Consider the following 21558-nt stretch of genomic DNA (forward strand, 5'->3'; position numbering starts at 1 on the left):
ACACATTGCAATCGCCAAAAACAATTAACCGCCATTATCTCTAACAGCGGTTAATTTTGATGTTTTTATAAGTAAATTACAAATCTTGCAATTTATACACATTAAACGGCAATGTCGTCTCATAGGCTTCACAAACCGCACGCCCTGCGTTTAGCGTGGTTGCGATGAGTACCTTGTTTTGTAGGGCTTCACGGCGGATTGGGAAGGAGTCTTCTAACGCCTGTTTGCCTTCGGTTGTGTTAATGGCAAGATGAATTTGACCATTTTTCATCATATCTACGATGTGCGGACGACCTTCGCTCACCTTATTGACACGCTCGCACGCCACGCCAGCATCGGTAAGTACGTCATGCGTACCGCCTGTGGCAACGATGTTAAAGCCAAAGCCCGCCAGACGTTTTGCCACGTCCACCACCCCTACTTTATCGCTATCACGCACCGAGATAAAGACAGTTTTGGTCTCGCCCTCTTGTGGTAGTCCTGTCAATCTGTCGCCACTGCCCAGCGTTGCCTTATAATACGCCTCGCCAAAGGTCTGACCCACGCCCATGACCTCGCCTGTGGATTTCATTTCAGGGCCCAAAATGGGGTCTACGCCTTGGAATTTGGCAAAGGGGAATACCGCTTCTTTGACCGAGAAGTGTTTTGGCACAATCTCGCTGACAAAGTTCTGCTCCGCCAACGTCTGCCCTGCCATACAGCGAGCGGCGACTTTTGCCAAAGACGTGCCGATACATTTTGAGACAAATGGCACGGTTCGGCTTGCTCTCGGGTTCACTTCTAGGATATAAATCTCATCGCCTTTTACGGCAAATTGCACGTTCATAAGCCCCACCACGCCAAGCTCTTTTGCCATGGCTATGGTTTGTCGTCTCATCTCGTCTTGAATGTCTTGCCCTAGCGAATAAGGCGGAATGGAACACGCTGAGTCGCCTGAGTGAACACCTGCTTGCTCAATGTGTTGCATGATACCGCCAATTACCACGTCTTTGCCGTCCGACACGCAGTCCACGTCCACCTCAATGGCATCGTCCAAGAAACGGTCAAGCAGGACAGGGGCTTCATTAGACGCTTGCACCGCCTCACGCAGGTAGCGTTTTAGCTCGTCTTCATTATAGACAATCTCCATGGCACGACCACCAAGCACATAGGACGGACGCACAACCAAAGGATAGCCGACTTTTACCGCCTCACGAATGCCTTCTTCTGATGATTTGACAATGCTGTTATTGGGCTGTCTTAGGTTTAGCTTGTTAATCATCTGCTGGAAACGCTCACGGTCTTCGGCACGGTCAATCGCATCAGGGCTTGTGCCGATGATAGGCACACCAGCTTCTTCTAGGCTACGGGCAAGTTTAAGCGGCGTTTGACCACCATATTGCACAATCACGCCCTTAGGATTTTCGGTGCGGACGATTTCTAGCACATCTTCTAGGGTAATCGGCTCAAAATACAAGCGGTCTGACGTGTCATAGTCGGTTGAGACGGTTTCTGGGTTACAGTTTACCATAATGGTCTCGTAGCCGTCTTCACGCATGGCAAGGGCGGCATGAACACAGCAGTAATCAAACTCAATGCCTTGTCCGATACGGTTTGGACCTCCGCCGATGACCATGATTTTGTCTTTGTCGGTTGGGCATGCCTCGCACTCGTCATCATAGCTTGAATACATATAGGCGGTATTGGACGCAAATTCGCCTGCACAGGTGTCCACTCGTTTATAAATCGGATATACGCCCAAATTCCAACGCTGTTTGCGGAACTGCTTTTGGCTAATGCCCATAAGATTGGCAATGCGTAAATCGCTCATGCCCTTACGCTTAAAGGTGCGGATATTCTCGGCAGTCAAATCGCCAAAGCCTAAGGTTTTGATTTCATTTTCGGTTTTGATGATGTCTTCAATTTGCACCAAGAACCAACGGTCAATCTTCGTCAATTCAAACACTTCATCAAGACTAAATCCATGACGAAACGCTTCGGCAAGATAAAAAATGCGTTCAGGCGTGGGAATGCTTAGGCGGTTTTTAATCTCAGAAACAATGGCATTTGCCGATTTGTTTTCCAAATTCATCACTTCATCAAAGCCTGTCGCCCCTGTTTCAAGCCCACGCAGTGCCTTTTGCATGGATTCTTGAAAATTGCGACCGATTGCCATAACTTCACCGACTGACTTCATTTGTGTGGTTAGCACAGGTTCAGCTTGGGGGAATTTTTCAAAGTTAAAGCGTGGAATTTTGGTAACGACATAATCAATGGACGGCTCAAAAGACGCAGGGGTAACACCGCCTGTAATGTCATTTTTTAGCTCGTCAAGCGTGTAACCGACCGCCAATTTGGCAGCGATTTTGGCAATCGGAAAACCTGTCGCCTTGGACGCTAACGCTGATGAACGGCTCACACGGGGGTTCATTTCAATGACGACCATGCGACCGTCTTTGGGGTTGATACCAAACTGTACGTTGGAGCCACCCGTCTCTACGCCAATCTCACGCAAGACAGCGATAGAGGCGTTACGCATGAGCTGATATTCTTTATCGGTCAAAGTCTGAGCAGGGGCAACGGTGATTGAGTCGCCTGTATGCACGCCCATGGGGTCAAAGTTTTCAATGGAGCAGACGATGATACAGTTGTCGTTTTTGTCTCGCACGACTTCCATTTCATACTCTTTCCAGCCGATAAGGCTCTCATCAATCAATAGCTGATGCGTGGGCGATAAGTCAAAACCACGCTGACAAATCTCCAAAAACTCTTCTTTATTATAGGCAATACCGCCCCCACTTCCGCCCATGGTAAAAGACGGGCGGATAATGACAGGAAAACCAAAACGAGATTGGATTTCTAAGGCTTGCTCCATGGTCTCGGCAATGTCGGCTTTGGGGCATTCAAGACCGATTTTTTTCATCGCCTTGTCAAATAGATTGCGGTCTTCGGCTTTTTCAATGGCTTCTTTGGTCGCCCCAATCAGCTCACAACCGTACTGTTTTAGCACGCCGTTTGCATCTAGTGCCAACGCACAGTTCAATGCCGTCTGTCCGCCCATGGTCGGTAGCACCGCATCAGGGCGTTCTTTTTCAATGATTTTGGCAACCGTCTGCCAAGTAATCGGCTCAATGTAAGTGGCGTCCGCCATAGACGGGTCGGTCATGATGGTGGCGGGGTTTGAGTTCACCAAAATCACTCGGTAGCCTTCTTCTTTTAAGGCTTTACACGCCTGAGCCCCTGAATAGTCAAATTCACAGGCTTGTCCGATGACAATGGGGCCTGCCCCGATGATAAGAATGGATTGTATGTCGGTACGTTTTGGCATGGTGTCTCTCTTTGTTGATAAATTTTTTGATTGATAAAATGGGTTAAAAAAGTGTTGCCATCGCTTGCTCTTCTTGGCGGATACGCTTAAATAAGACCAGCAAATAAATGGGCAAGCCAATCAATAACACATACCACGCTTGACATAATAAGGCGATGCCAATCAGTTCGGGTATGATGTTTAAAAAATAATTGGGGTGGCGAAATGTTTTAAATAACCACGAACGATTAATTTGATGTTTTGGTAAAATATAGATTTTAACCGTCCAAATCTCTCCCAACTGCTTGATAATCAACGCCAATATCACAAATGAAGCCGTCACCATCAGCGTACCAATCAAGGATATGCCATTAAAAGCAGTGTCAGAAAACCATACCGAGATAAAACATGCCAAATAATAAAGGGTATGAACCACCGCAAGCACCGTGGAATTGGTTTTTCCGTATTGTGTCGCCCCTTTGGTAATTAAGGCTTTTTCATGTTTAATGGAGACGGCTAAAAATAACAGTCTGATGATAAAAAATAGGATTAAGATGCTTAAAATCATTGTCATTGATGTTTTTCCATTGAAATTGAAATGAATATAAATTGGGTTTATGAGGTTTTTAATTAATGATGTTTTAGACCATCATGTTACACTCTACAAAACGAAAAAGTGCTACGGTTTCCGTTCGTGGTGAGCTAAGTCAAACCATCATGGAAAACCACCCGCAGGCATAGCTCAGGGCGAACGGCTTCCGTGGTAAAATTCAATTTTGTTAGCTGTATATAAACAATTCTCATAAGTCCACGCCACAATCTTGTTATCATCATTGCTTTTATAAAATGCTGATAATAATGTGTGCCATACGTAACCATTTACTTACACACGAGTACCAACTTAAAATCACTGTTTGATGATAAAATAAATTGCCATGCATTTTTTAGATTTAACAGCACTTGCATGTCATGGGTTGAAATGCCGCTCACACTCATGCCATCAATAATGGTTTTGGTCTGGGGAAAGTGGTATTGACATTTTCCAAGCGTGACATGCTGTGAATGACTTCCACGATATTCTTACGAGCCAAAAAACGATTTTGTTTAAGGGTTAGGTTGAATTTGTCAGTAAATATGATGGGCATATTCATTCAAAAAAATCTTCATCAATTTCACAAATTTCAAGTACTTCTTTAACTTGAATGCCCACTTTATATTTAATCATCAAACCAACCAGCTCTTGCCCATCAATCAGGACAATCTTGCCCAATAATTTTTGAGAAAATCCTTGGGCGGATTTGGTAAATGATGATGTGGTGATAAACACACCCCGTTCCACACCATTGCCCTGTAATGCTCCTGAAAAGGATTGTAATTCTTTTGAACCAATCATGTTATCACTGGCATATCTTTTGGCTTGAATGTAGATATTTTGAATGCCTAATGGGTCTTGTTTGATGACCCCATCAATGCCACCATCGTATGATTTGCCAGTATGTTCAAACAAGTTTTCTTTACCACCATATCCCATGGCAAGCAATAACTTTAATACTGATTTTTCAAAAAATAAAGGCGTGCCTTGTTGCAATTTATTTAACAGTTCAACCGAAATTTCTGTTTCAAGATTTTTAATGGCATTTTTAGCTTGGGCTTCAAAATCCATGTCATCATTATCATCAATTTTAATGGCGGATTTGTCTGATGATTTTTCTTTATGTTTAATTTCTGCTCTACTTTTTAAATAACTTTTCCAATCAGGTAAATCAGCTTCATCATATAGTTTCTCACTAATTTCTGTTTTATCTTGCCAAAGCTGTGCCATTTTTAAACCAATGGGTGTGATTTGATAAGTGGCTTTACTGATGCGATTTAAAATGCCTGCTTTGGTTAAAGAGGTGATTGACCAAGCGATGGCATTTTCCACTTTTGGCTGACCATGATTAAAGCGTAGGGTCAAAATTTCATCAGAAAATTCCCCCAATTGAATGACGCCTTGATAAATCTCTTGGCGTTTACGAACTTTATTATCGCTCATTAACTTTAAGGTTAAAGCACGGCATTTATCACGGTATTCACGATTATTAAAATTCATAACAGCTTTCCAGAAGAGCAAGTTATTTTAGATGGTGCGTTTCACAAACCAAATGCACCCAATTTATGCCTTCGCCTTTTGCATCTCCATAATAAATCTATCAAACAGCACCGAACAATCATGCGGGCCGGGGCTTGCTTCTGGGTGTCCTTGAAAACTAAATGCAGGGCGGTCGGTACGCTCAATGCCTTGATTGGTGCCGTCAAACAACGAACGGTGCGTGGCTCGTAGCGTGGCAGGTAGGGTGGTTTCGTCCACACAAAAGCCGTGGTTTTGGGAGGTAATCATCACCGTGCCATTGTCCAAATCCTGCACAGGGTGGTTCGCCCCATGATGACCATGCCCCATTTTCATGGTTTTAGCACCGCTAGCGAGTGCCAACAGCTGATGACCCAAACAAATGCCAAACACAGGGATTTTACTGGTTTCAATAATGGTGCGAATGCTGTCAATGGCATAATCACACGCAGACGGGTCGCCTGGGCCATTGGATAGGAAAATGCCGTCTGGGTTCATGTCCAGCACGTCTTTGGCAAGGGTTTGGGCAGGGACGACCGTTAGGCGACAGCCCCTATCGGCAAGCATACGCAAAATGTTGGTTTTTACGCCATAATCATAGGCGACAACGTGGTATTTTAGTTCAGGCTCGGTAAAGCCCACGCCCAGCTCCCACGAGCCTTGCGTCCATGTAAAGCCGTCTTTATCACAGCATTCTTTTGCCAAATCAAGTCCGTTCATGTCAGGGGCGTTTTTGGCAAGTTCTAAGGCTCTCTCCACATCATCGCCCACAACGATTGCCCCATTTTGAGCCCCTTTTTCACGCAAGATACGGGTCAGTTTACGAGTGTCAATATCGCCAATTGCCACGACATTGTGTTTGATAAGGTATTCAGACAGCGACATCTCGCTTCTAAAATTACTGTGAAGCAATGGCAAATCACGGATAATCAGACCGCTCGCCCACACCTTGTGAATGCGTCCAGACTCGGTGTCTTCTTCATTACAGCCTGTGTTGCCGATGTGCGGATAGGTCAGCGTAACCATTTGTTTGGCGTAGCTTGGGTCGGTCAAAATCTCTTGGTAGCCTGTCATGGCGGTGTTAAAGACGACTTCGCCGACCGTCTCACCGTCCGCCCCAATGCTAACACCATGAAAAATTGTACCGTCTTGTAGGGCTAAAATGGCTTTTTTGGTCATGACACGCTCCAATTGGAAAAAATAAATTATAGAGTTATAAAGATATAAAAATTTTGGTTTTTGGCAAATTTTAGACAAAATTTTTTGGCAAAACTGCCACAAGCTAAAATTTAGACACAAAAAAGCGAATGATTAAAAATAAAACTCAACTTTGCTCAAATAAGGGGCAAAAGTAAAGTTGTATTTTCATAATCACTCGCTTGTCGTAGATTTTGTTTATTATATACAAAAAAACAACTTTTTTCTACTACTTTTTATAAATTTTTGGGCGGTTGTGCTTTTTGGGGTAAATGGCAATTTTATTAGGGCGTGTTGAACTTTTGTATTTGCAATGAAAAACAAGATTTAGCCATTTTTTATGCAAAAACGATTAGTTTATTTCTAAAACATTTCTATATTGTAAATAGTGTTATAAAGGTTCAACACGCCCTACACAAACCCTAATCTTGGGCGAATGTGATTCGCCCCTACACACCAATTTTGTCATGGTTTTTGTTAAGTCATTTAAACATATTGATTTAACAACTCATCAAAATTTTGGCTTGTGATACGTCCTATCTCATCAGGCGTTTTACCAAAAATATCCGCCAGAGCCTTTGCCACATATGGCACAAAAGACGGTTCATTATCTCGCCCACGTTTCGGTGCGGGGGCAAGATAGGGACTATCGGTTTCTATCAAAATGCGGTCAAGGGGGAGTTTTTTGGCAACGTCTTGTAATTCCACCGATTTTTTAAAACTGACAATCCCTGAAAATGAGATGTATAACCCCATGTCAAGGGCGGTTTTGGCAAAGGCATAATCTTCGGTAAAGCAGTGGATAATGCCGTGTTCGCACTTTTCGGCTTTTAATAGGTCAAGCGTGTCGTGATAGGCGTTACGGGTGTGGACGATGATTGGTTTTTTTAGGGTTTGGCTTGCGTGAATGTGCGTGGCAAAGCTGTATTTTTGCTCGCTCTTTTTGGTGTCGTCCCAATGATAATCTAGCCCCGTCTCGCCAAACGCCCATACCTTGTCATCATTTAACCGCACAAAGTCGTCCACACTCACCGCCTTTAAAATCGCCTTGTCTTGGCAAGGGTGCAAGCCAATACTCATGCCGATGTTGATGTTGTCATTGGATAAATCTACCCACTGCCTGATGTCGTCAATCTCGCCAAATTCACAGCAAATTGCCATGATACGGCTGACGTTCATCTCTTTTAGGTTGGCAAGTAGGGCGGGTTTGTCGTGTTGGTAAGTGTCTAAATAGGTCAAATGGGCGTGGGTGTCGGTGTACATATTACTGTTCTTTTTGGTGTTGTTAAGTTATGTTGAATCGTGAGCGGTTAAATTAACATTGATTTGTGATGATAGGGTGGTTGTATGAATATGAATTTGTGTTGGGTGTGGCAATAAGTTATTTTGCCAAAATTGGCTGTTTTGATGAGTTATGCAAATTTGTCATGGTGTGTATTTTATCATTACCACCCCCAAAAAAGCAATTTTTGCCATCAGCTTGTGCCAAATGATGCCCATCTGCTATAGATTTTTCTCAATAACCTTTTAAATTTTTATAAAAAGATGAAAAATTAATCAAGTTAGCATGGTTTTTGCAACATATTATGATTAATTTTTAATTAATTTGAACAATAGTTAAACAAATTTTAATCATTACCATCTGTTACACAGCGTTTACAAAAAGAGTGACGATTGTATCCTTTTTGGCGACCAATAAAACTTAACAGAGATTTTTTTGTATTAAATCTCTTTCCAAACTAAAAATAAACCCTTATAAGTATTGGAGTTGAAGTTTTTAAAAATCCATAAAAATCAGGGTTTGGAAAGAAGTCTATTAAAATATTGTTTGATTTAAAATATCATTTAATTTTTTTAAACATTAATACATTGTAACGAACCATGCCGATGATGCTAAGCGACATGCTGGGTCATCGGTACTTTTGTTATTGGTTGTTACTGGTGTGATGTCTCAACAAAAACGCTCAAATAGGAGGCGTGATGAAAATTACCCTAAACTCCATTAAGATTGCCATCTGTGCATTGGCAGTATGCATGACACTGTCTGCTCATGCTGTTCGTATCGTGGATAATGAAAACACCAAGGCAGTCGGGCATGTCAAATGGCACAAAGAAAAAAGCGTGAATACAAACGATGTCATGAACGCACATGTGCCTGATAATGCGGTGAACGTGGTATTTATTCGTCAAGCCGACCAAGACCCCTTGCAGACCAGTGCCAATATTGCCATTAATGACCGCTTTCAGGTGAGCATCCAGCCGGGGAATTTTAGTCAAGTATATTCTTGCTCAGGCATTAACCAGCTTAGCTCTGCGGTTACGGGCGCTAAGCATAATGACCTATTGGCAAACCTACAAACACATTATCTATCAGCAGGTCAAACATACTATTTTTATGTAGAAGTAGATGATAATGCCCGCTCTACCATCAAGCAGATTGATGACACCAGTGCTAAGAGCCTGCTAGAACACACCAGATTGCAAACCCACCAAATCAGCCGTGTGGTTCCTAACTGCCCAGCACCTGCCCCTGCTCCCATACCCGCTCCTGCGGTTGTCAAACCTGCCCCTGTATCTGTGGCAACTACCGCCAAACAAACTCGCTCCATCGAGCTTGCGGTGCTGTTTGACACTGATAAGTCAGTTGTAAAATCCCAATATCATGACAAAATCAAAGAAGCAGCTGACTTTTTGGCAAGCCATCCAAATGCCACCGTGGTCATCGAAGGTCATACTGACAGCCGAGCCAGCGAGCCTTACAACCAAGCTCTATCAGAGCGTCGTGCCAATGCTGTAAGAAACGTACTTATCAAAAATTATGGCGTAAACCCTGACATCATCACTGCCGAAGGGCATGGTGAGCTACGTCCCATCGCATCTAATAACACCGCTGAGGGTCGCCAACAGAACCGTCGTGTGGTCGCTGTCTTTACTTACTAATCTAAACAGGAAATATCTATGAAAACCGTGATTGTAAAAACCTATAATACCAATGAAGCCATTAATGAAGTACGTGTGGTGACCAAAGACGGTCAGCCTACGGTCATCAAAGCAGGCAAGCATGTCAATTATGACTTTTTTGATGAATCTATCGGACGTGCCCCTAACCACATCATCACCAAGCGTCAAGGCAAAGACCTGCACGTCTCTTTTGAGCGAGAGGGTGTTGAGAGCGACCTTATCATCGAAGATTTTTATGAAAATGATGAGCAGGGCTTGGCGGGTATCGCCGAAAACGGTCGTTACTACTATTATATTCCTGATACCGGTGAAGTGGCAGACTACGTCACTCAGCTTCAAGCGGGCGATGTCGAAGGTCAGGCACTGGGCGGCGAGGAAATGCTGGTGCCATTTTGGATTATGATGGTCAATGGCTTGCCATGGTGGCCACTACTGGGCGTGGTGCCTTTTCTTATCAGAGATAAAGATGATGACCCAGCACCTTTAGCTGAGGCAAGACCTAACACGACGCCTGACATTGTCTTGGCACAGGTTAGCGAAGATGAAAAAGTAAATGGGGTGACGATTAATGTGTTAGATAATGACAGCTCATCAAATATCAATAAAGCTGGCATTAAGCTCATCAGCCCACAAACCAACCAAATCAGCACCGAAGAAGACGGTAAAAAAGTCACCGTAAAAGGGCAGGGTACATGGACAGTAGATGACGAGGGTAATGTCACTTTTGTCCGAGAAGAGGGTTTTACAGGCAACCCAACCCCCATCAACTACATCGTGCCAAACAACCAAGGGGAGTATTCAGTTAGCACTGCGGTGGCGGTGGACTACGGTCATGCCCTAACCGCCGATAACGCATCGGGCAAAGCAGGCACGCCAGTCACTCAGGATGTATTGGCTAACGATAACAAAGACGGACTGGTAACTGACACCCTGCAACTTGTCAATCCTGCCACAGGCGAGACGGGCTTGGCTTTGGTTGTGGCAGGTGAGGGCAAGTGGGAGCTTGTGCTTGGTGGTGATAATAAGCCAACAGGTGAGATGACCTTTACGCCCGAAGATGGCTTTACAGACAACCCAACTCCCATCAAATACCGAGTCACCACCACGACAGGCGGGGATTATGAGACAACGGTCGGTGTTAGTTATGACAGCGTAAGTTATGGCAATGGTCACACCAGACCTGACGTGCAGGTGGGTAATCTAGGCGAGCCCGTTACCATTGATGTCACAACTAATGATAATTCGGTGGATGCATCTTCGGTCAGACTGATTGACCCTGCCAACCCTGGTACTCCCGAAACCCCAATATTGGTCGATACTGTAAAAGTAAAAGATGAGGGTACTTGGACGGTAAGTGACGGCAAAGTGACCTTCACCCCTGATGCTGGCTTTGCAGGCAGCCCTAAGTCCATTAACTATGTCGTCAAAGACACTGATGGCAATCAGTTGCTACCAACACCGATTAACGTCACTTATCCATCAATGACCACCGCTGATGTCAAAACAGGTTCTTATGGTAAGCCTGTTGATGTAGACGTATTGGCAAATGATAAGAACATTGTCAAAGACAGCGTTAAAATCATCAATCCATCTACTGGCGAACCTACCAATGAAGTTGTCATTAAGGGTCAAGGTACTTGGAGTGTTGATGATAAGGGTATTGTTACCTTCAAGCCAGAGGATAACTATACGGGCAACCCAACACCGATTAACTATATCGGCACGGATTCTAACGGTCACACTACGTTGCCAACGCCAGTTACCGTCATCTATCCAAACCCTACCACCCCCGACACCAAAATCGGCACACCGGGCAAACCTGTTACTCAAAAAGTCACAGACAATGATGGTAATGTAGACCCAAGCACCGTCAAACTGGTAGACCCTAACAATCCAAATAACCCACCATCTGACAAAGTTACCATCCCTAACGAAGGTACTTGGACAGTAACCCCAGATGGCGAAGTTACCTTTACTCCCGATCCTAACTTCACAGGCAATCCAACACCGATCAGCTATGTTGTTGAAGATGACAATGGTAATGTGTTGCCACCGACACCTGTGGTGGTTAGTTATCCACAGCCGGTGGATGGCGATGACACGCCTATTGCCACCAATCCCGATACAAAACCAGGGTTTAAGGGTTATCCTGTCACGCAAAACGTTGTTGATAATGATAATAATGTTGATCCTACAACTGTTAAACTTATCAATCCCATCACCAAACAGCCTGTGGATGAGATTGTTGTGCCTAACGAGGGTACTTGGACAGTTGGTCCTAACCCAGGGGAGGTTACATTCACACCTGTGCCAGAGCTGGGCGATAAAGATCCATCACCGATTAACTATGTGGTCAAAGACATTGACTCCGATGATTTCTCAGAGCCAACACCGGTTAATGTTACTTATCCAGTAGAAGCACCAAAACCCATCGTCTCCATCAAAGCCACAGACCCTGTCGCCATTGAAGGCGGTGAGGGCAGTGACCCTGCCAAAGACAACAAACTTGTCTTTGAAGTGTCTCAAAGTGACACCATTACCGAAGCCAACACCATTAAGGTAAAAGGCAACCTACCAGCAGGTACGGTGAGTGCAGATGACATCGAGTCCATCAGCTACACAGATGGTGCAAATACAAAAGTAACCATTAAAGACCCAGCTGACATTGCCAAATTCTTTACAGATGGCATTGAGGTGGTCATTCCTGCCAATGGCACCACAGCACCTGTCATTACCATCACTGCCAAAGATGATGGCATCCCTGAAGGCACAGAGACCATCAGTGTTCAAGTGGCAGACGTTAGCAAAGGTTCAATCAGTCCTAATGCCAAGGAAAATACTGCCACAGGTAGTATCAAAGATGAGCCTTATGATGGCACCCCAAAAAATCCAAATGAGACAACTGATCCGAACAATCCGGTAACACCAAGCACCCCAGAAGTGCCGTCTAATGACAGCCCAAGGGTGCCAAAAGACCCAACCAAGCCACATGACCCAAATAATCCTGATGAAAACCTATTGGTGCCTGTTGATGAAAACAACACCTTAGGCGATAAGCCAATCGTTGCCATCAGTGGTCCAGAGCTTGTCAATGAAGCGGTAGGTACGGTTACTTATACCGTTGCCCTAGACCGTCCTGCCACCGAAGACATTGTCATCAGTTATGTCATCAACCACAAAGCAGATGGTTCAAACGATAACCCAACCGAAAATGATGACTTTACCACCGCCAACATCGGCACGGTACAAACTGTCACCATCAAAAAAGGCGACACCAAAGCAACCATTAGTGTTGGTATTAAAAACGACGACAATCACGAAGGTAATGAAGATTACAGCGTGAGCATTGTCCATGCCGACAACAAAGCTGTGGTTAATGACAAAGCCAACACCGTCATCACCACCATCAATGACGAAGGTCAAGGCACCACCGATGGACGTGATCCAAACGACCCATCTAACTACCCTGACCCGAACAATCCTGATGGACCAATGAAGGATCCTAACAATCCTGACAACCCTGTCACCCCTGATGATCTGCCAAAAGCAGATGATGACAGAAAAACACCAGTGGTTTCTATCAAAGCCACCAAGCCAGTATCAGTTGAAAAAGCTACCGCAGATGACTTTGTGGAGTTTACTGTGGCTCGCAGTGCCATCGTTGAGGGTAATAGCTTCAAAGGTGATGTCAATGTGACCTTAAAAGTCCAAGCTGATGGCACCGAGATTGATGCCAAAGATGTGGCTCGTGTTGAGATTGTTGATGAGACTGGCAAGAAATTGGCAGATGCAACTTATGCCGACCTGGTTGCAGGTAAAGTTGTTGTCATGCCACAAGACGCGACCGACACCACAGGTCAAATCAAAGTGCGTATCTATGCTAACGATGATGATGTCTATGAAATCTCAGAGAAAGTCACACTTGCCATCACTGATGTGGATGATACAGGCACGACTGATTCACGTATTGAGCCAAAAATCGATTCCAACAATGGCAATGCAACAGGCTATATCGTGGATGATAGCAAAGATGGGGACAAGCCATTTGACCCAACCAAACCTATCAACCCAACCACCAACCCTGCACCAACAGGGGATAAACCTGTGGTTATCATCAAGGGTGACGATGAAGTCCTTGAAAGTTCAGGCTCGGCTAATTACACCATTGAGATTGAAAATGGCAAAACTTCTGATAAGCCAATCAAGGTAAAATATAAAGTAACTTTACCCGAAGCAAGTGACACCATCAATCCTGCCGAACAAGCAGACTTTGGTGGCTCTGTTGTGATCGATAGAGTGGTCGAAGTTGAAATCCCAGCGGGTCAAACCAAGTTTGAGATTAATCTTCCGATTGTTGATGATGACATTTATGAGAGTAAAGAGACCTATCGTGTTGAGCTCATTGAGGCCAAACTTGACGATGCTGATGTTCGCACCACAGACTCTAATAAGCAGTCAGTAACCACGGTGATTGACGACTTTGAATCTGAGACTGATGCCAACAAGGATAAGCCCACTATTGAGCTTGATCCACCAGCTCACGTCTCAGAAGAGGGCTTGCCAGGAGGTAATAAAGATAATAACTCTGCTAAGCACGCCAACAACACCACAGTAGATGCAAGTACACCAAATAATAATGACTACGACATCACTAATGAGACAAGAACATCAGGCAAGATACGCATCACCAATGTTGATACTACTGATACGAACTTGCTTGATAGACTGTCGTTAGACTTGTCAAATGCCACCCCAATTCGTTTGAGCCAAAATGGTGAAAATCTGACATGGGAAAAAGATGAAAGTGTCGCAGACAAGATTACTTGGTATGCCTATGAGACTGATGTCAAAGACCCTGCATTGACCGTTACGATAGATAACAACTCTCGTAACGTGGCAACCGTTGATGGCAAAGAAGTGGTTGAGTTTACCTATGATGTTGAGCTTCATAAAGCCATTTATCATGAGGGTAACTCTATCATTACCGCTGATTCGTCAGCAGGAGAAGGTCAAGACAACTTGCCTGTAAACTTTACCATCATTGCCAAAGATGGTGATTCAAACATTGCAACCAATGAGACCGTTGTGGTGGTGATTGAAGATGATGCTCCGATAGCAGAACGAGTGGTGCATAATATCCAAGTGGCTCATGACGAAGTGACTCTTAGCGGTCTGATTGGTGGCTTTAAAGAAAATATAATCTTAAAGCCGACTGACAATAGCAATGATGTTACATTTAACAACATGAGAGGCAACTATCCTTCCCGTTGGAAGAGTTTAGATGATGACTCATTGTATGATGGTATTTCATGGGGTGTGCCATTCCCAAAGGAAAACCAAGGGTACAATCAAGCTGCCTATGAAGCTCGAGAAAACAGCGAGTTCTCTGGCACGAATGTCAAAGAGCTAACCACAGGTCTTGGTGAATCGTTCAATATCGGTACATTTACTCACCAAAACTACTCTATTTATACAGTCAGTCAGCAGATTCGCTCGGGTACGTTGACCTACAGCTTTAATACAGCTATTAATGGTCAAGATGTTACCATCTCAGACATTGACTATGATTTTGTCCATCTAGAGACCCAAAACATTGGTGTTCTTGATGGCGTAGCAGGCGACTTGGTGGCATTTAAGCAGTCAGACAAGACCTTTATCATTGGCGATACTGCTTATCGCTTGAGTGTTGAAGGCTTTGTTCCTGTTGCCAATAATGCCCCACAAGGTATGCCAGAAGGTGTCAGTTATGCCGATTATCTGCAAGCCCAGTATCTGTACTTCTTACAAGAGTCTTTGAAAATTAAGACAATTGGAACAACGGGTTATCTGTATGACCGAGAAGCTATGCAGATGCTAAATGAGACATTTGGTGCAGAGTTGATTGCTGAGGCAGAAAATCTTGGGTTGGTTGCCAATGGTTTTCATAACAATCACCCAAGTAACCCAATACTTAGCAAAGAAGATGTGGATAGGGCTTTGGCATTCTTGGATAAAGCCCAAATGGTGCTTGTGCATTCAGACGAGAGCCAAACCAACAACTATAACGTTCAAGCCCATATCGAGCCTATCACAAACCCCCTTGACCTTGAAACCAACGTTGATATTCAAGGCAAGATTCATGTGGGTGGTGACTTGCTGTTGGACAGTCAAGGCAACAAAAAAGTCGATGTTCTATGGACGGCAGTCATTGATGGTGATAATCCGCATATTAAAGAGATCACCTACAAAGACGCCAACGGCAGAGAAACCACCCAAGAAAATGCTCAGTCTACTGAAATCGTTACCACTTATGGTACGCTTGTGGGTAGAAAAGATGGTGATTATCGTTTTACTGCTGTCAATGATATTGCCAGACTTATCGCCGAAGGGGCTGATGAGACATTCACAGTGGAATATCAATATAGTGACTCAGATGGCGATATTGCCAAGTCAGAGGTGGTATTTAACTTTGAAGGTTTAACAAAGGCTCAAATGCAAGAAAGTCGTGCCAATCCTTACGCTGATGGTGAGAGTAATGATTATATTGTAGGCTCAACCCAAGCTGATATTATCTATGGTGGTATCGGTGATGATGTCATTGTTGGTAATGGCGGTGGAGATACACTCATTGGCGGTGCTGGTAATGATGTATTGTTCTATGCCAAAGATGCGGTCTTGATTGACGGTGATGGTGCCAATAATCAGGGTGGCGAAGCAGCCGATGGTAAGGATTATGTGGATATCCTGTCATTAACACATTGGTTGGAGCTTGACGAGAATAACAATCCATTACCTATTGACTTTAACGATGTGCGAAACGTTAAGAATATTGAAGAGATTGATATGAGAAATGATTTTGCTCAGACGCTAGAAATCACTGCTGACACAGTACTAAATATGACAGATGGTAGAAATCAACTGTTCATTCGTGGTGATGTGGATGGGGATGGTAGAGATACCGTGAAATTGATGAAAGGCATGAATGCAGAGTCAGAAGAAACTTATAATGACGAAAAAACCGGCACAACCTTTAAGGTATATGAAGGTTATACAGATGATGGAAGTGTAAAACTTTATATCCAAGACGGCATTACCGTTACAGGTGTCTAACCATCATCAATACTACAAACAACACCAAAAACGCCCCAAGTTGGGGCGTTTTTGTTTGGCTATTGATGGGTGTTAAGTTTGTACCCAATAAGGAGTTTATCAACAAACCCAACAACAAAAGATCCAACAAATTATGTCGGGTCTTTGTTTTGGTATTAAGTTGGGTATCTAGCTTTTTACCCAGCTTAGATCTTCATCAGGTCGTCCTGTCGTGATGATACAGCCGTTATCGGTAACGATGAGTGTATGCTCCCATTGGGCGGAGAGTTTGCGGTCTTTGGTGATTGCTGTCCAGCCGTCTTTCATGATTTTGGTTTGCCATACGCCTTGGTTAATCATCGGCTCAATGGTCAGTGCCATACCTGTTTTTAGCTCCACGCCTGTCCCTGCCTTGCCGTAGTGTAGCACTTGCGGCTCACAGTGAAACTCTGTGCCAATGCCATGACCACAAAACTCACGCACGATAGAAAACCGCTCAGGCAGGACAATCTTTTCAATCTCCGCTCCGATGTCGCCAAGTCTTGCTCCATTTTTTACCACGCTGATACCGGCATATAGAGCGTCTTGGGCGACTTTGCATAGGCGTTTTGCCATGACTGAGCCTTCGCCGATAATCCACATGGCGGACGTGTCGCCATAATAGCCGTCTTTGATGACCGTTACGTCAATGTTGATGATGTCGCCGTCCTTTAAGATGCGCTCGTGGTCGGGCATGCCATGACACACCACATGGTTGATAGACGTGCATAGGGTGTAAGGATAGCCGTGATAGTTTAGGCAAGCAGGAATGGCGTTTTGGACTTCGGTGATGTGCTTGTACGCCAAATTGTCCAAAAAGCCCGTACTAACCCCTGCCTTGACGTGGGGGTCTAGCATTTGTAGGACTTCACTGGCAAGCTGTCCTGCCACTTTCATCTTTTCAATGCCGTCTTTGTTTAATAGAGGAATAACTTTACTCATGGGATTCTCTTTGTCATTTGTTTAAATTTATAAAATTAGGGTAATGGTTTAAAAAGTATGCCAAACTAGGTTTTCCGTTCGCCCTGAGCTATGCCTGCGGGTGGCGGAAAACCGTTATGGTTCGACAGGCTCACCACGAACGGTTTTTCTTGTAGCATACTTTTGAACCAAAACTAAAATTAGTAATCATTGGAATCGGTGCTAACAGGCATATCCATAGGCTCGCCTTGCGTTGGGGTAGAGTGGGGTGGGGTGGGGGATTTTTCGGGCAGGTATAACGCCCCTTTTTGTCCGCACGCCGTCAGGGTGAATGCCAATGCTAGACCAAATAATAAGGTTTTCATCATCAAATTCTAAAAAAATAAAAGGTTATTTTAACATAATTTTGCCAAAATCGCTTGATTTGTGCAAACTCGGCATAATAAACTTTTTGCTTTTTAAGAGATAATAATTTGTCATGATAAACTGCTGTCTTTTTAAGTAAAATATATGCCGTTCTTAACTTTGTATAAGTGATTGATTTATCAAGGGCGAATTGCAATTCGCCCCTACGACCCAAAAAGTAATTATTAAACTTCCTGCAAAACTAGGTTTTCCGTTCGCCCTGAGCTATGCCTGCGGGTGGCGGAAAACCGTCATGGGCAGGCATGGCTCGCCACGAACGGTTTTCTTTAATTTGGGGTTTTGCAGGAAGTCTATTAAAAAATCAATGAATTGCCATTTTAAGTTGAGAATGAAGTAAAATATTTCTCTTTTCATCATTCGCCCACACCATGACCACCGATTATTGTTTTAAAACCACCGCCAAATACGCCTTTACCCAGAGTTTGCCCATTTTGTCGGGCTTTTTGTTTTTGGGCATGGCGTATGGGGTGTATATGCACTCGCTTGGCTTTTCGGCGTGGTATCCTATCATCATGGCGGTGCTGATTTTTGCAGGGTCGGTGGAATTTATCGTGGCGGGGTTACTTATCATGGCGTTTAACCCGTCATCGGTGTTTTTGCTTGTGGCGATGATTAGTGCCAGGCAGATTTTTTATGCCATTTCTATGTTGGATAAATTCAAAGGCATCACAGGGTGGAAACGCTGGTATCTCATCGCAGGCATGGTGGATGAGAGCTTTGCCATTAACTACACCGCCGATACGGACAAGGCAGGCGTGGATAAGGCGTGGTTTATGGTGCTCGTTACGCTGTTTTTGCACCTTTATTGGGTCATGGGGTCAGCACTGGGGACGGTCATGGGGGCGGTATTGCCGTTTGATTTGAAGGGGGCGGAATTTGCGATGACAGCACTGTTTTTGGTGATTTTTGTGGAGCAATGGGGCAGAGAAGCCACGCACGAAAGCTCGCTACTTGGCATTGGCATGACCGCGTTGGCGTTGGTGGTGTTTGGTAAGACTAATTTTTTAATCCCTGCCATGCTTGGGATTTTGGTGTATTTGACCGTCAGACGCTCGGCACTGCATGACAAACTGACCAACAAGGTGGCAAAATGACCCTAAATGAACAACTTTTGACCATTGCCACCGCCATTGTTGCTGTTCAGCTGTGCCGTTGGGTGGCGTTTTGGGCGTTTCCTGCTCACAAAAAGGTCCCTGATTTTGTGCAATATCTGGGCAAGGCGTTGCCGTCTGCGGTGTTTGGACTGCTCGTGGTGTATTGCTACAAAAACGTGGATATTTTGGGGCAATATCACGGCATGGCGGAGTTTATCGCAGGGGCGGTGGTTGTGGGGCTACACCTATGGCGAAAAAATATGTTTATTTCCATTGGCGTGGGGACGGTGCTGTATATGATATTGGTGCAAAAGGTGTTTGTGTAAAAAAGTATATAAAAGCGTCAATGAGTACGGCTACTACAACCACATGATGTGTGGATGTAGGGGCGTGCTGAGCACGCTTTGCATGGCAATATCATCAAAAGGTGTACTCAGCATATCCCTACAAGCCTGTGGTAAATATCAAGTTCGTTAGGTATGTATTTTAAATGATGGATGTAAATGATGGGCGTGTAGGGGCGAGTGGCTGTCCCAATTAATAGATATCAATTTATAAGTATCATCACTCACAAAAAACCAGAAACGGCAAGGATGGCACATGACAGGGATGTCATCATGTGCCATGGTGTATCAAAGCATGGGCTTGGTTACTGCCAACACCAAAATCCCCACATAGGCGATACCTGCAATCACCATACCTGCCTTTTTTTGGCTCAGTAGCGGAGCTCGCAAAGCCTTGATATTGGCAGAGACCGCCACAGCCAATAGCATAATCTTGACAACCGCCCAATGCTGAGCCCCTGCTACTTGCCACAACTGCCACATCAAATAAAGCCCACTGCCAACCAGTAACAGATAGATGATGTGGCTTGCTATCTTAAAGGTGCGTGACTGAGTCACCTGACCGCCTGCGAAAATCAGCCCTGTTTGATATAAAAACAGCCCAATGGTAATCACAACCATGAGTAGATGTAGATGTTTCATAAGACGACCTTAGTGAGTGTGTTGTTTGTATCGTTTATATTTGTTGGCGATGGCTGGCAAAAGCCATTATTCGTACAAGACTTCAACAATCTCATATTCTGCCAAGCCACTTGGGGTTTGGATTTTGGCTTCATCGCCTTCTGACTTACCAATCAAACCTTTGGCAATAGGACTGCCGACCGAGATTTTGCCGACTTTGACATCCGCTTCATCTTCGCCCACGATTTTGTAGCGTTTTTGGTCGCCCGAATCCACGTCTTCGATGATGACAGTCACGCCAAACACCACACGCCCGTCTTGGGGTAGGGTGGTTGGGTCAATGACCTGAGCCCCGCCAAGTTTTGCTTCGATGTCACGAATGCGTGCTTCGGACAGCCCTTGCTGTTCCCGAGCGGCATGGTATTCGGCATTTTCTTTTAGGTCGCCATGCTCACGAGCTTCGGCAATGGCGGCGGTAATGCGTGGACGCTCCACGGTTTTGAGCTGTTTTAATTCTGCTTCTAGGGCGGCGTGTCCTTGTGGGGTCATGGGATAGCGTTGCATGGTTTCTCCTGATAATTATCAATACATAGCTAAAAACACCACGCCGATTGGGGTGGTGTTCTGTCATCTGTGATTGGCTTTTTGCCAAATTGTTAGTTTGATAGTATACTAAAAACAGCCAGTGATTGCAACTGTTTTAACGCCAATATCTAAGTTTTGCCATCATAAATAACAGCCCCACAAACATTCCCAGATAGTACGCCATACGCACATCAAAGCTGTCATCTCGGTACTTGATGGGCAGACTGACAAGGGCGGTACAGCTTGGGATTAGCACAAGGTATAGCACCCAATTTTCTAGGACGTGAAGTATGCCTTGCATACTGTTGCCATTGCCATAACGATAAGCGGACAAACTTGTGAGCATGATGACGATGATAAGGGTTAAAATCAAGCCTTTAGGAATATCTTTGGGAACAAGGCCGTCAGGTAAAATGTTGCTTATTTTAAAATTTGCCATCAGCTATACCGCCCCATAATCGTCAAAATCGCCACAACAGATGTAAGATACCCAAGCGTGATGGCGTTCTGGGTTTGGATATTTGCCCCGTTAAATTTGTTTAAAATTTTTGCCCCACCAACAAACAACGCAGGCACAACAATCATAAAAAACGACACCACCACAGACGCATGACGCACCACCGCCCCCACGTCATGCCCTGCCAGTAGGCGAAAGCCATATCCTGCTAAGGCAAGCACAAGGGCAAAAATGGCAAGCCCGATGGTTACGCCAATGGGGACAAGGCTTGGGGGTTTGGGGGTGGGATTGGTCTCTTGCATAATTATACCTAACGAATTTGATATCTACCATAGGCTTTGTGGGGACGTGCTGAGCACGTCCCTTAATGTTATCATTTTTTTATAGGCGTGCACAGCACGCCCCTACACCCAAACATCATTACATTTGTGGTAATTTTAAATTTTCTT

The 21558-nt window shown here is 44.5% G+C and carries 17 protein-coding genes; 4 read left to right on the forward strand and 13 right to left on the reverse strand.

Translation table 11 applies throughout. The annotated features are described in order from the left end of the window. Positions 1-76 precede the first annotated feature (76 nt). The 6 genes from carB to B5J94_RS01875 all read right to left on the reverse strand — a co-directional run bounded on the left by carB (position 77) and on the right by B5J94_RS01875 (position 7856). Complete coding sequence (gene carB / locus B5J94_RS01855) at positions 77-3307, reverse strand: carbamoyl-phosphate synthase large subunit (protein WP_062498501.1); 3231 nt, start codon at positions 3305-3307, stop codon at positions 77-79. Between the two features lie 43 nt (positions 3308-3350). After that, positions 3351-3860 (reverse strand): isoprenylcysteine carboxyl methyltransferase family protein, encoded by a 510-nt coding sequence (locus B5J94_RS01860; protein WP_079363892.1) that lies wholly within the window; start codon positions 3858-3860, stop codon positions 3351-3353. 418 nt (positions 3861-4278) lie between these two features. Continuing rightward, complete coding sequence (locus B5J94_RS14320) at positions 4279-4431, reverse strand: hypothetical protein (protein WP_211271039.1); 153 nt, start codon at positions 4429-4431, stop codon at positions 4279-4281. Between the two features lie 2 nt (positions 4432-4433). Next, on the reverse strand, positions 4434-5378 hold the full coding sequence (locus B5J94_RS01865; protein ID WP_062498502.1) for a restriction endonuclease: 945 nt from the start codon (positions 5376-5378) through the stop codon (positions 4434-4436). Between the two features lie 63 nt (positions 5379-5441). Beyond that, positions 5442-6575, reverse strand: coding sequence for a glutamine-hydrolyzing carbamoyl-phosphate synthase small subunit (gene carA, locus B5J94_RS01870; protein WP_062498503.1), 1134 nt, complete (start codon positions 6573-6575; stop codon positions 5442-5444). Between the two features lie 504 nt (positions 6576-7079). After that, a complete protein-coding gene (locus B5J94_RS01875; RefSeq protein WP_062498504.1) occupies positions 7080-7856 on the reverse strand; it encodes a TatD family hydrolase in 777 nt (258 codons plus the stop codon). A gap of 717 nt (positions 7857-8573) precedes the next feature. Between B5J94_RS01875 and B5J94_RS01880 the strand changes: the two genes are divergently transcribed. Both B5J94_RS01880 and B5J94_RS14890 read left to right on the forward strand, forming a co-directional pair. Then, on the forward strand, positions 8574-9533 hold the full coding sequence (locus B5J94_RS01880) for an OmpA family protein (RefSeq protein WP_062499760.1): 960 nt from the start codon (positions 8574-8576) through the stop codon (positions 9531-9533). A gap of 18 nt (positions 9534-9551) precedes the next feature. After that, positions 9552-16643: an Ig-like domain-containing protein gene (locus B5J94_RS14890; protein ID WP_062499761.1), complete on the forward strand. Its 7092-nt coding sequence runs from the start codon at positions 9552-9554 to the stop codon at positions 16641-16643. Positions 16644-16811: 168 nt separating this feature from the next. Here the strand turns inward: B5J94_RS14890 and map are convergent, their stop codons facing one another. The 3 genes from map to B5J94_RS14020 all read right to left on the reverse strand — a co-directional run bounded on the left by map (position 16812) and on the right by B5J94_RS14020 (position 18365). Then, positions 16812-17603, reverse strand: coding sequence for a type I methionyl aminopeptidase (gene map / locus B5J94_RS01890; protein WP_062499762.1), 792 nt, complete (start codon positions 17601-17603; stop codon positions 16812-16814). Between the two features lie 179 nt (positions 17604-17782). Beyond that, positions 17783-17947: an LPS translocon maturation chaperone LptM gene (lptM, locus tag B5J94_RS01895; protein WP_143821877.1), complete on the reverse strand. Its 165-nt coding sequence runs from the start codon at positions 17945-17947 to the stop codon at positions 17783-17785. A 265-nt stretch (positions 17948-18212) separates the two neighbouring features. Then, positions 18213-18365: a hypothetical protein gene (locus B5J94_RS14020; protein WP_211271037.1), complete on the reverse strand. Its 153-nt coding sequence runs from the start codon at positions 18363-18365 to the stop codon at positions 18213-18215. An 11-nt stretch (positions 18366-18376) separates the two neighbouring features. On the opposite strand from B5J94_RS14020, the gene B5J94_RS01905 reads away from it, so the two are divergent. Both B5J94_RS01905 and B5J94_RS01910 read left to right on the forward strand, forming a co-directional pair. Further along, entirely contained in the window at positions 18377-19102 is a 726-nt protein-coding gene (locus tag B5J94_RS01905; RefSeq protein WP_062500755.1) for an AzlC family ABC transporter permease, read from the forward strand. Next, the gene (locus B5J94_RS01910) at positions 19099-19428 is read left to right on the forward strand and encodes a branched-chain amino acid transporter permease (RefSeq protein ID WP_062500753.1); all 330 of its coding nucleotides are present in this window, start codon (positions 19099-19101) and stop codon (positions 19426-19428) included. The genes B5J94_RS01905 and B5J94_RS01910 overlap by 4 nt, the downstream gene beginning before the upstream one ends. A gap of 306 nt (positions 19429-19734) precedes the next feature. On the opposite strand, the gene B5J94_RS01915 is transcribed toward B5J94_RS01910, so the two are convergent. The 4 genes from B5J94_RS01915 to B5J94_RS01930 form a co-directional block, all read right to left on the reverse strand. Beyond that, complete coding sequence (locus B5J94_RS01915) at positions 19735-20088, reverse strand: SirB2 family protein (RefSeq protein WP_062500751.1); 354 nt, start codon at positions 20086-20088, stop codon at positions 19735-19737. Between the two features lie 66 nt (positions 20089-20154). Then, positions 20155-20631 carry a transcription elongation factor GreA gene (gene greA, locus B5J94_RS01920; RefSeq protein WP_062500748.1) on the reverse strand — a complete coding sequence of 159 codons (477 nt, stop codon included), beginning with the start codon at positions 20629-20631 and terminating at the stop codon, positions 20155-20157. Between the two features lie 136 nt (positions 20632-20767). Beyond that, the gene (locus tag B5J94_RS01925) at positions 20768-21091 is read right to left on the reverse strand and encodes a hypothetical protein (RefSeq protein WP_062500747.1); all 324 of its coding nucleotides are present in this window, start codon (positions 21089-21091) and stop codon (positions 20768-20770) included. Continuing rightward, entirely contained in the window at positions 21091-21411 is a 321-nt protein-coding gene (locus B5J94_RS01930; RefSeq protein ID WP_062500744.1) for a hypothetical protein, read from the reverse strand. Before B5J94_RS01930 ends, B5J94_RS01925 begins: the two co-directional genes overlap by 1 nt. Positions 21412-21558: the final 147 nt, after the last annotated feature.

It is taken from the genome of Moraxella lacunata (assembly GCF_002027545.1).
Classification (GTDB): domain Bacteria; phylum Pseudomonadota; class Gammaproteobacteria; order Pseudomonadales; family Moraxellaceae; genus Moraxella; species Moraxella lacunata.

Bases quoted from the DNA above. Each gene is read 5' to 3' on its own strand.
- B5J94_RS01860 (WP_079363892.1), bottom strand. From the start codon at position 3,860: ATGACAATGATTTTAAGCATCTTAATCCTATTTTTTATCATCAGACTG.
- B5J94_RS01905 (WP_062500755.1), top strand. From the start codon at position 18,377: ATGACCACCGATTATTGTTTTAAAACCACCGCCAAATACGCCTTTACC.
- B5J94_RS14320 (WP_211271039.1), bottom strand. From the start codon at position 4,431: ATGCCCATCATATTTACTGACAAATTCAACCTAACCCTTAAACAAAAT.
- carB (WP_062498501.1), bottom strand. From the start codon at position 3,307: ATGCCAAAACGTACCGACATACAATCCATTCTTATCATCGGGGCAGGC.
- B5J94_RS01910 (WP_062500753.1), top strand. From the start codon at position 19,099: ATGACCCTAAATGAACAACTTTTGACCATTGCCACCGCCATTGTTGCT.
- B5J94_RS01925 (WP_062500747.1), bottom strand. From the start codon at position 21,091: ATGGCAAATTTTAAAATAAGCAACATTTTACCTGACGGCCTTGTTCCC.
- B5J94_RS01875 (WP_062498504.1), bottom strand. From the start codon at position 7,856: ATGTACACCGACACCCACGCCCATTTGACCTATTTAGACACTTACCAA.
- B5J94_RS14890 (WP_062499761.1), top strand. From the start codon at position 9,552: ATGAAAACCGTGATTGTAAAAACCTATAATACCAATGAAGCCATTAAT.
- B5J94_RS01915 (WP_062500751.1), bottom strand. From the start codon at position 20,088: ATGAAACATCTACATCTACTCATGGTTGTGATTACCATTGGGCTGTTT.
- lptM (WP_143821877.1), bottom strand. From the start codon at position 17,947: ATGAAAACCTTATTATTTGGTCTAGCATTGGCATTCACCCTGACGGCG.
- B5J94_RS14020 (WP_211271037.1), bottom strand. From the start codon at position 18,365: ATGATGAAAAGAGAAATATTTTACTTCATTCTCAACTTAAAATGGCAA.
- B5J94_RS01865 (WP_062498502.1), bottom strand. From the start codon at position 5,378: ATGAATTTTAATAATCGTGAATACCGTGATAAATGCCGTGCTTTAACC.
- greA (WP_062500748.1), bottom strand. From the start codon at position 20,631: ATGCAACGCTATCCCATGACCCCACAAGGACACGCCGCCCTAGAAGCA.
- carA (WP_062498503.1), bottom strand. From the start codon at position 6,575: ATGACCAAAAAAGCCATTTTAGCCCTACAAGACGGTACAATTTTTCAT.
- map (WP_062499762.1), bottom strand. From the start codon at position 17,603: ATGAGTAAAGTTATTCCTCTATTAAACAAAGACGGCATTGAAAAGATG.
- B5J94_RS01880 (WP_062499760.1), top strand. From the start codon at position 8,574: ATGAAAATTACCCTAAACTCCATTAAGATTGCCATCTGTGCATTGGCA.
- B5J94_RS01930 (WP_062500744.1), bottom strand. From the start codon at position 21,411: ATGCAAGAGACCAATCCCACCCCCAAACCCCCAAGCCTTGTCCCCATT.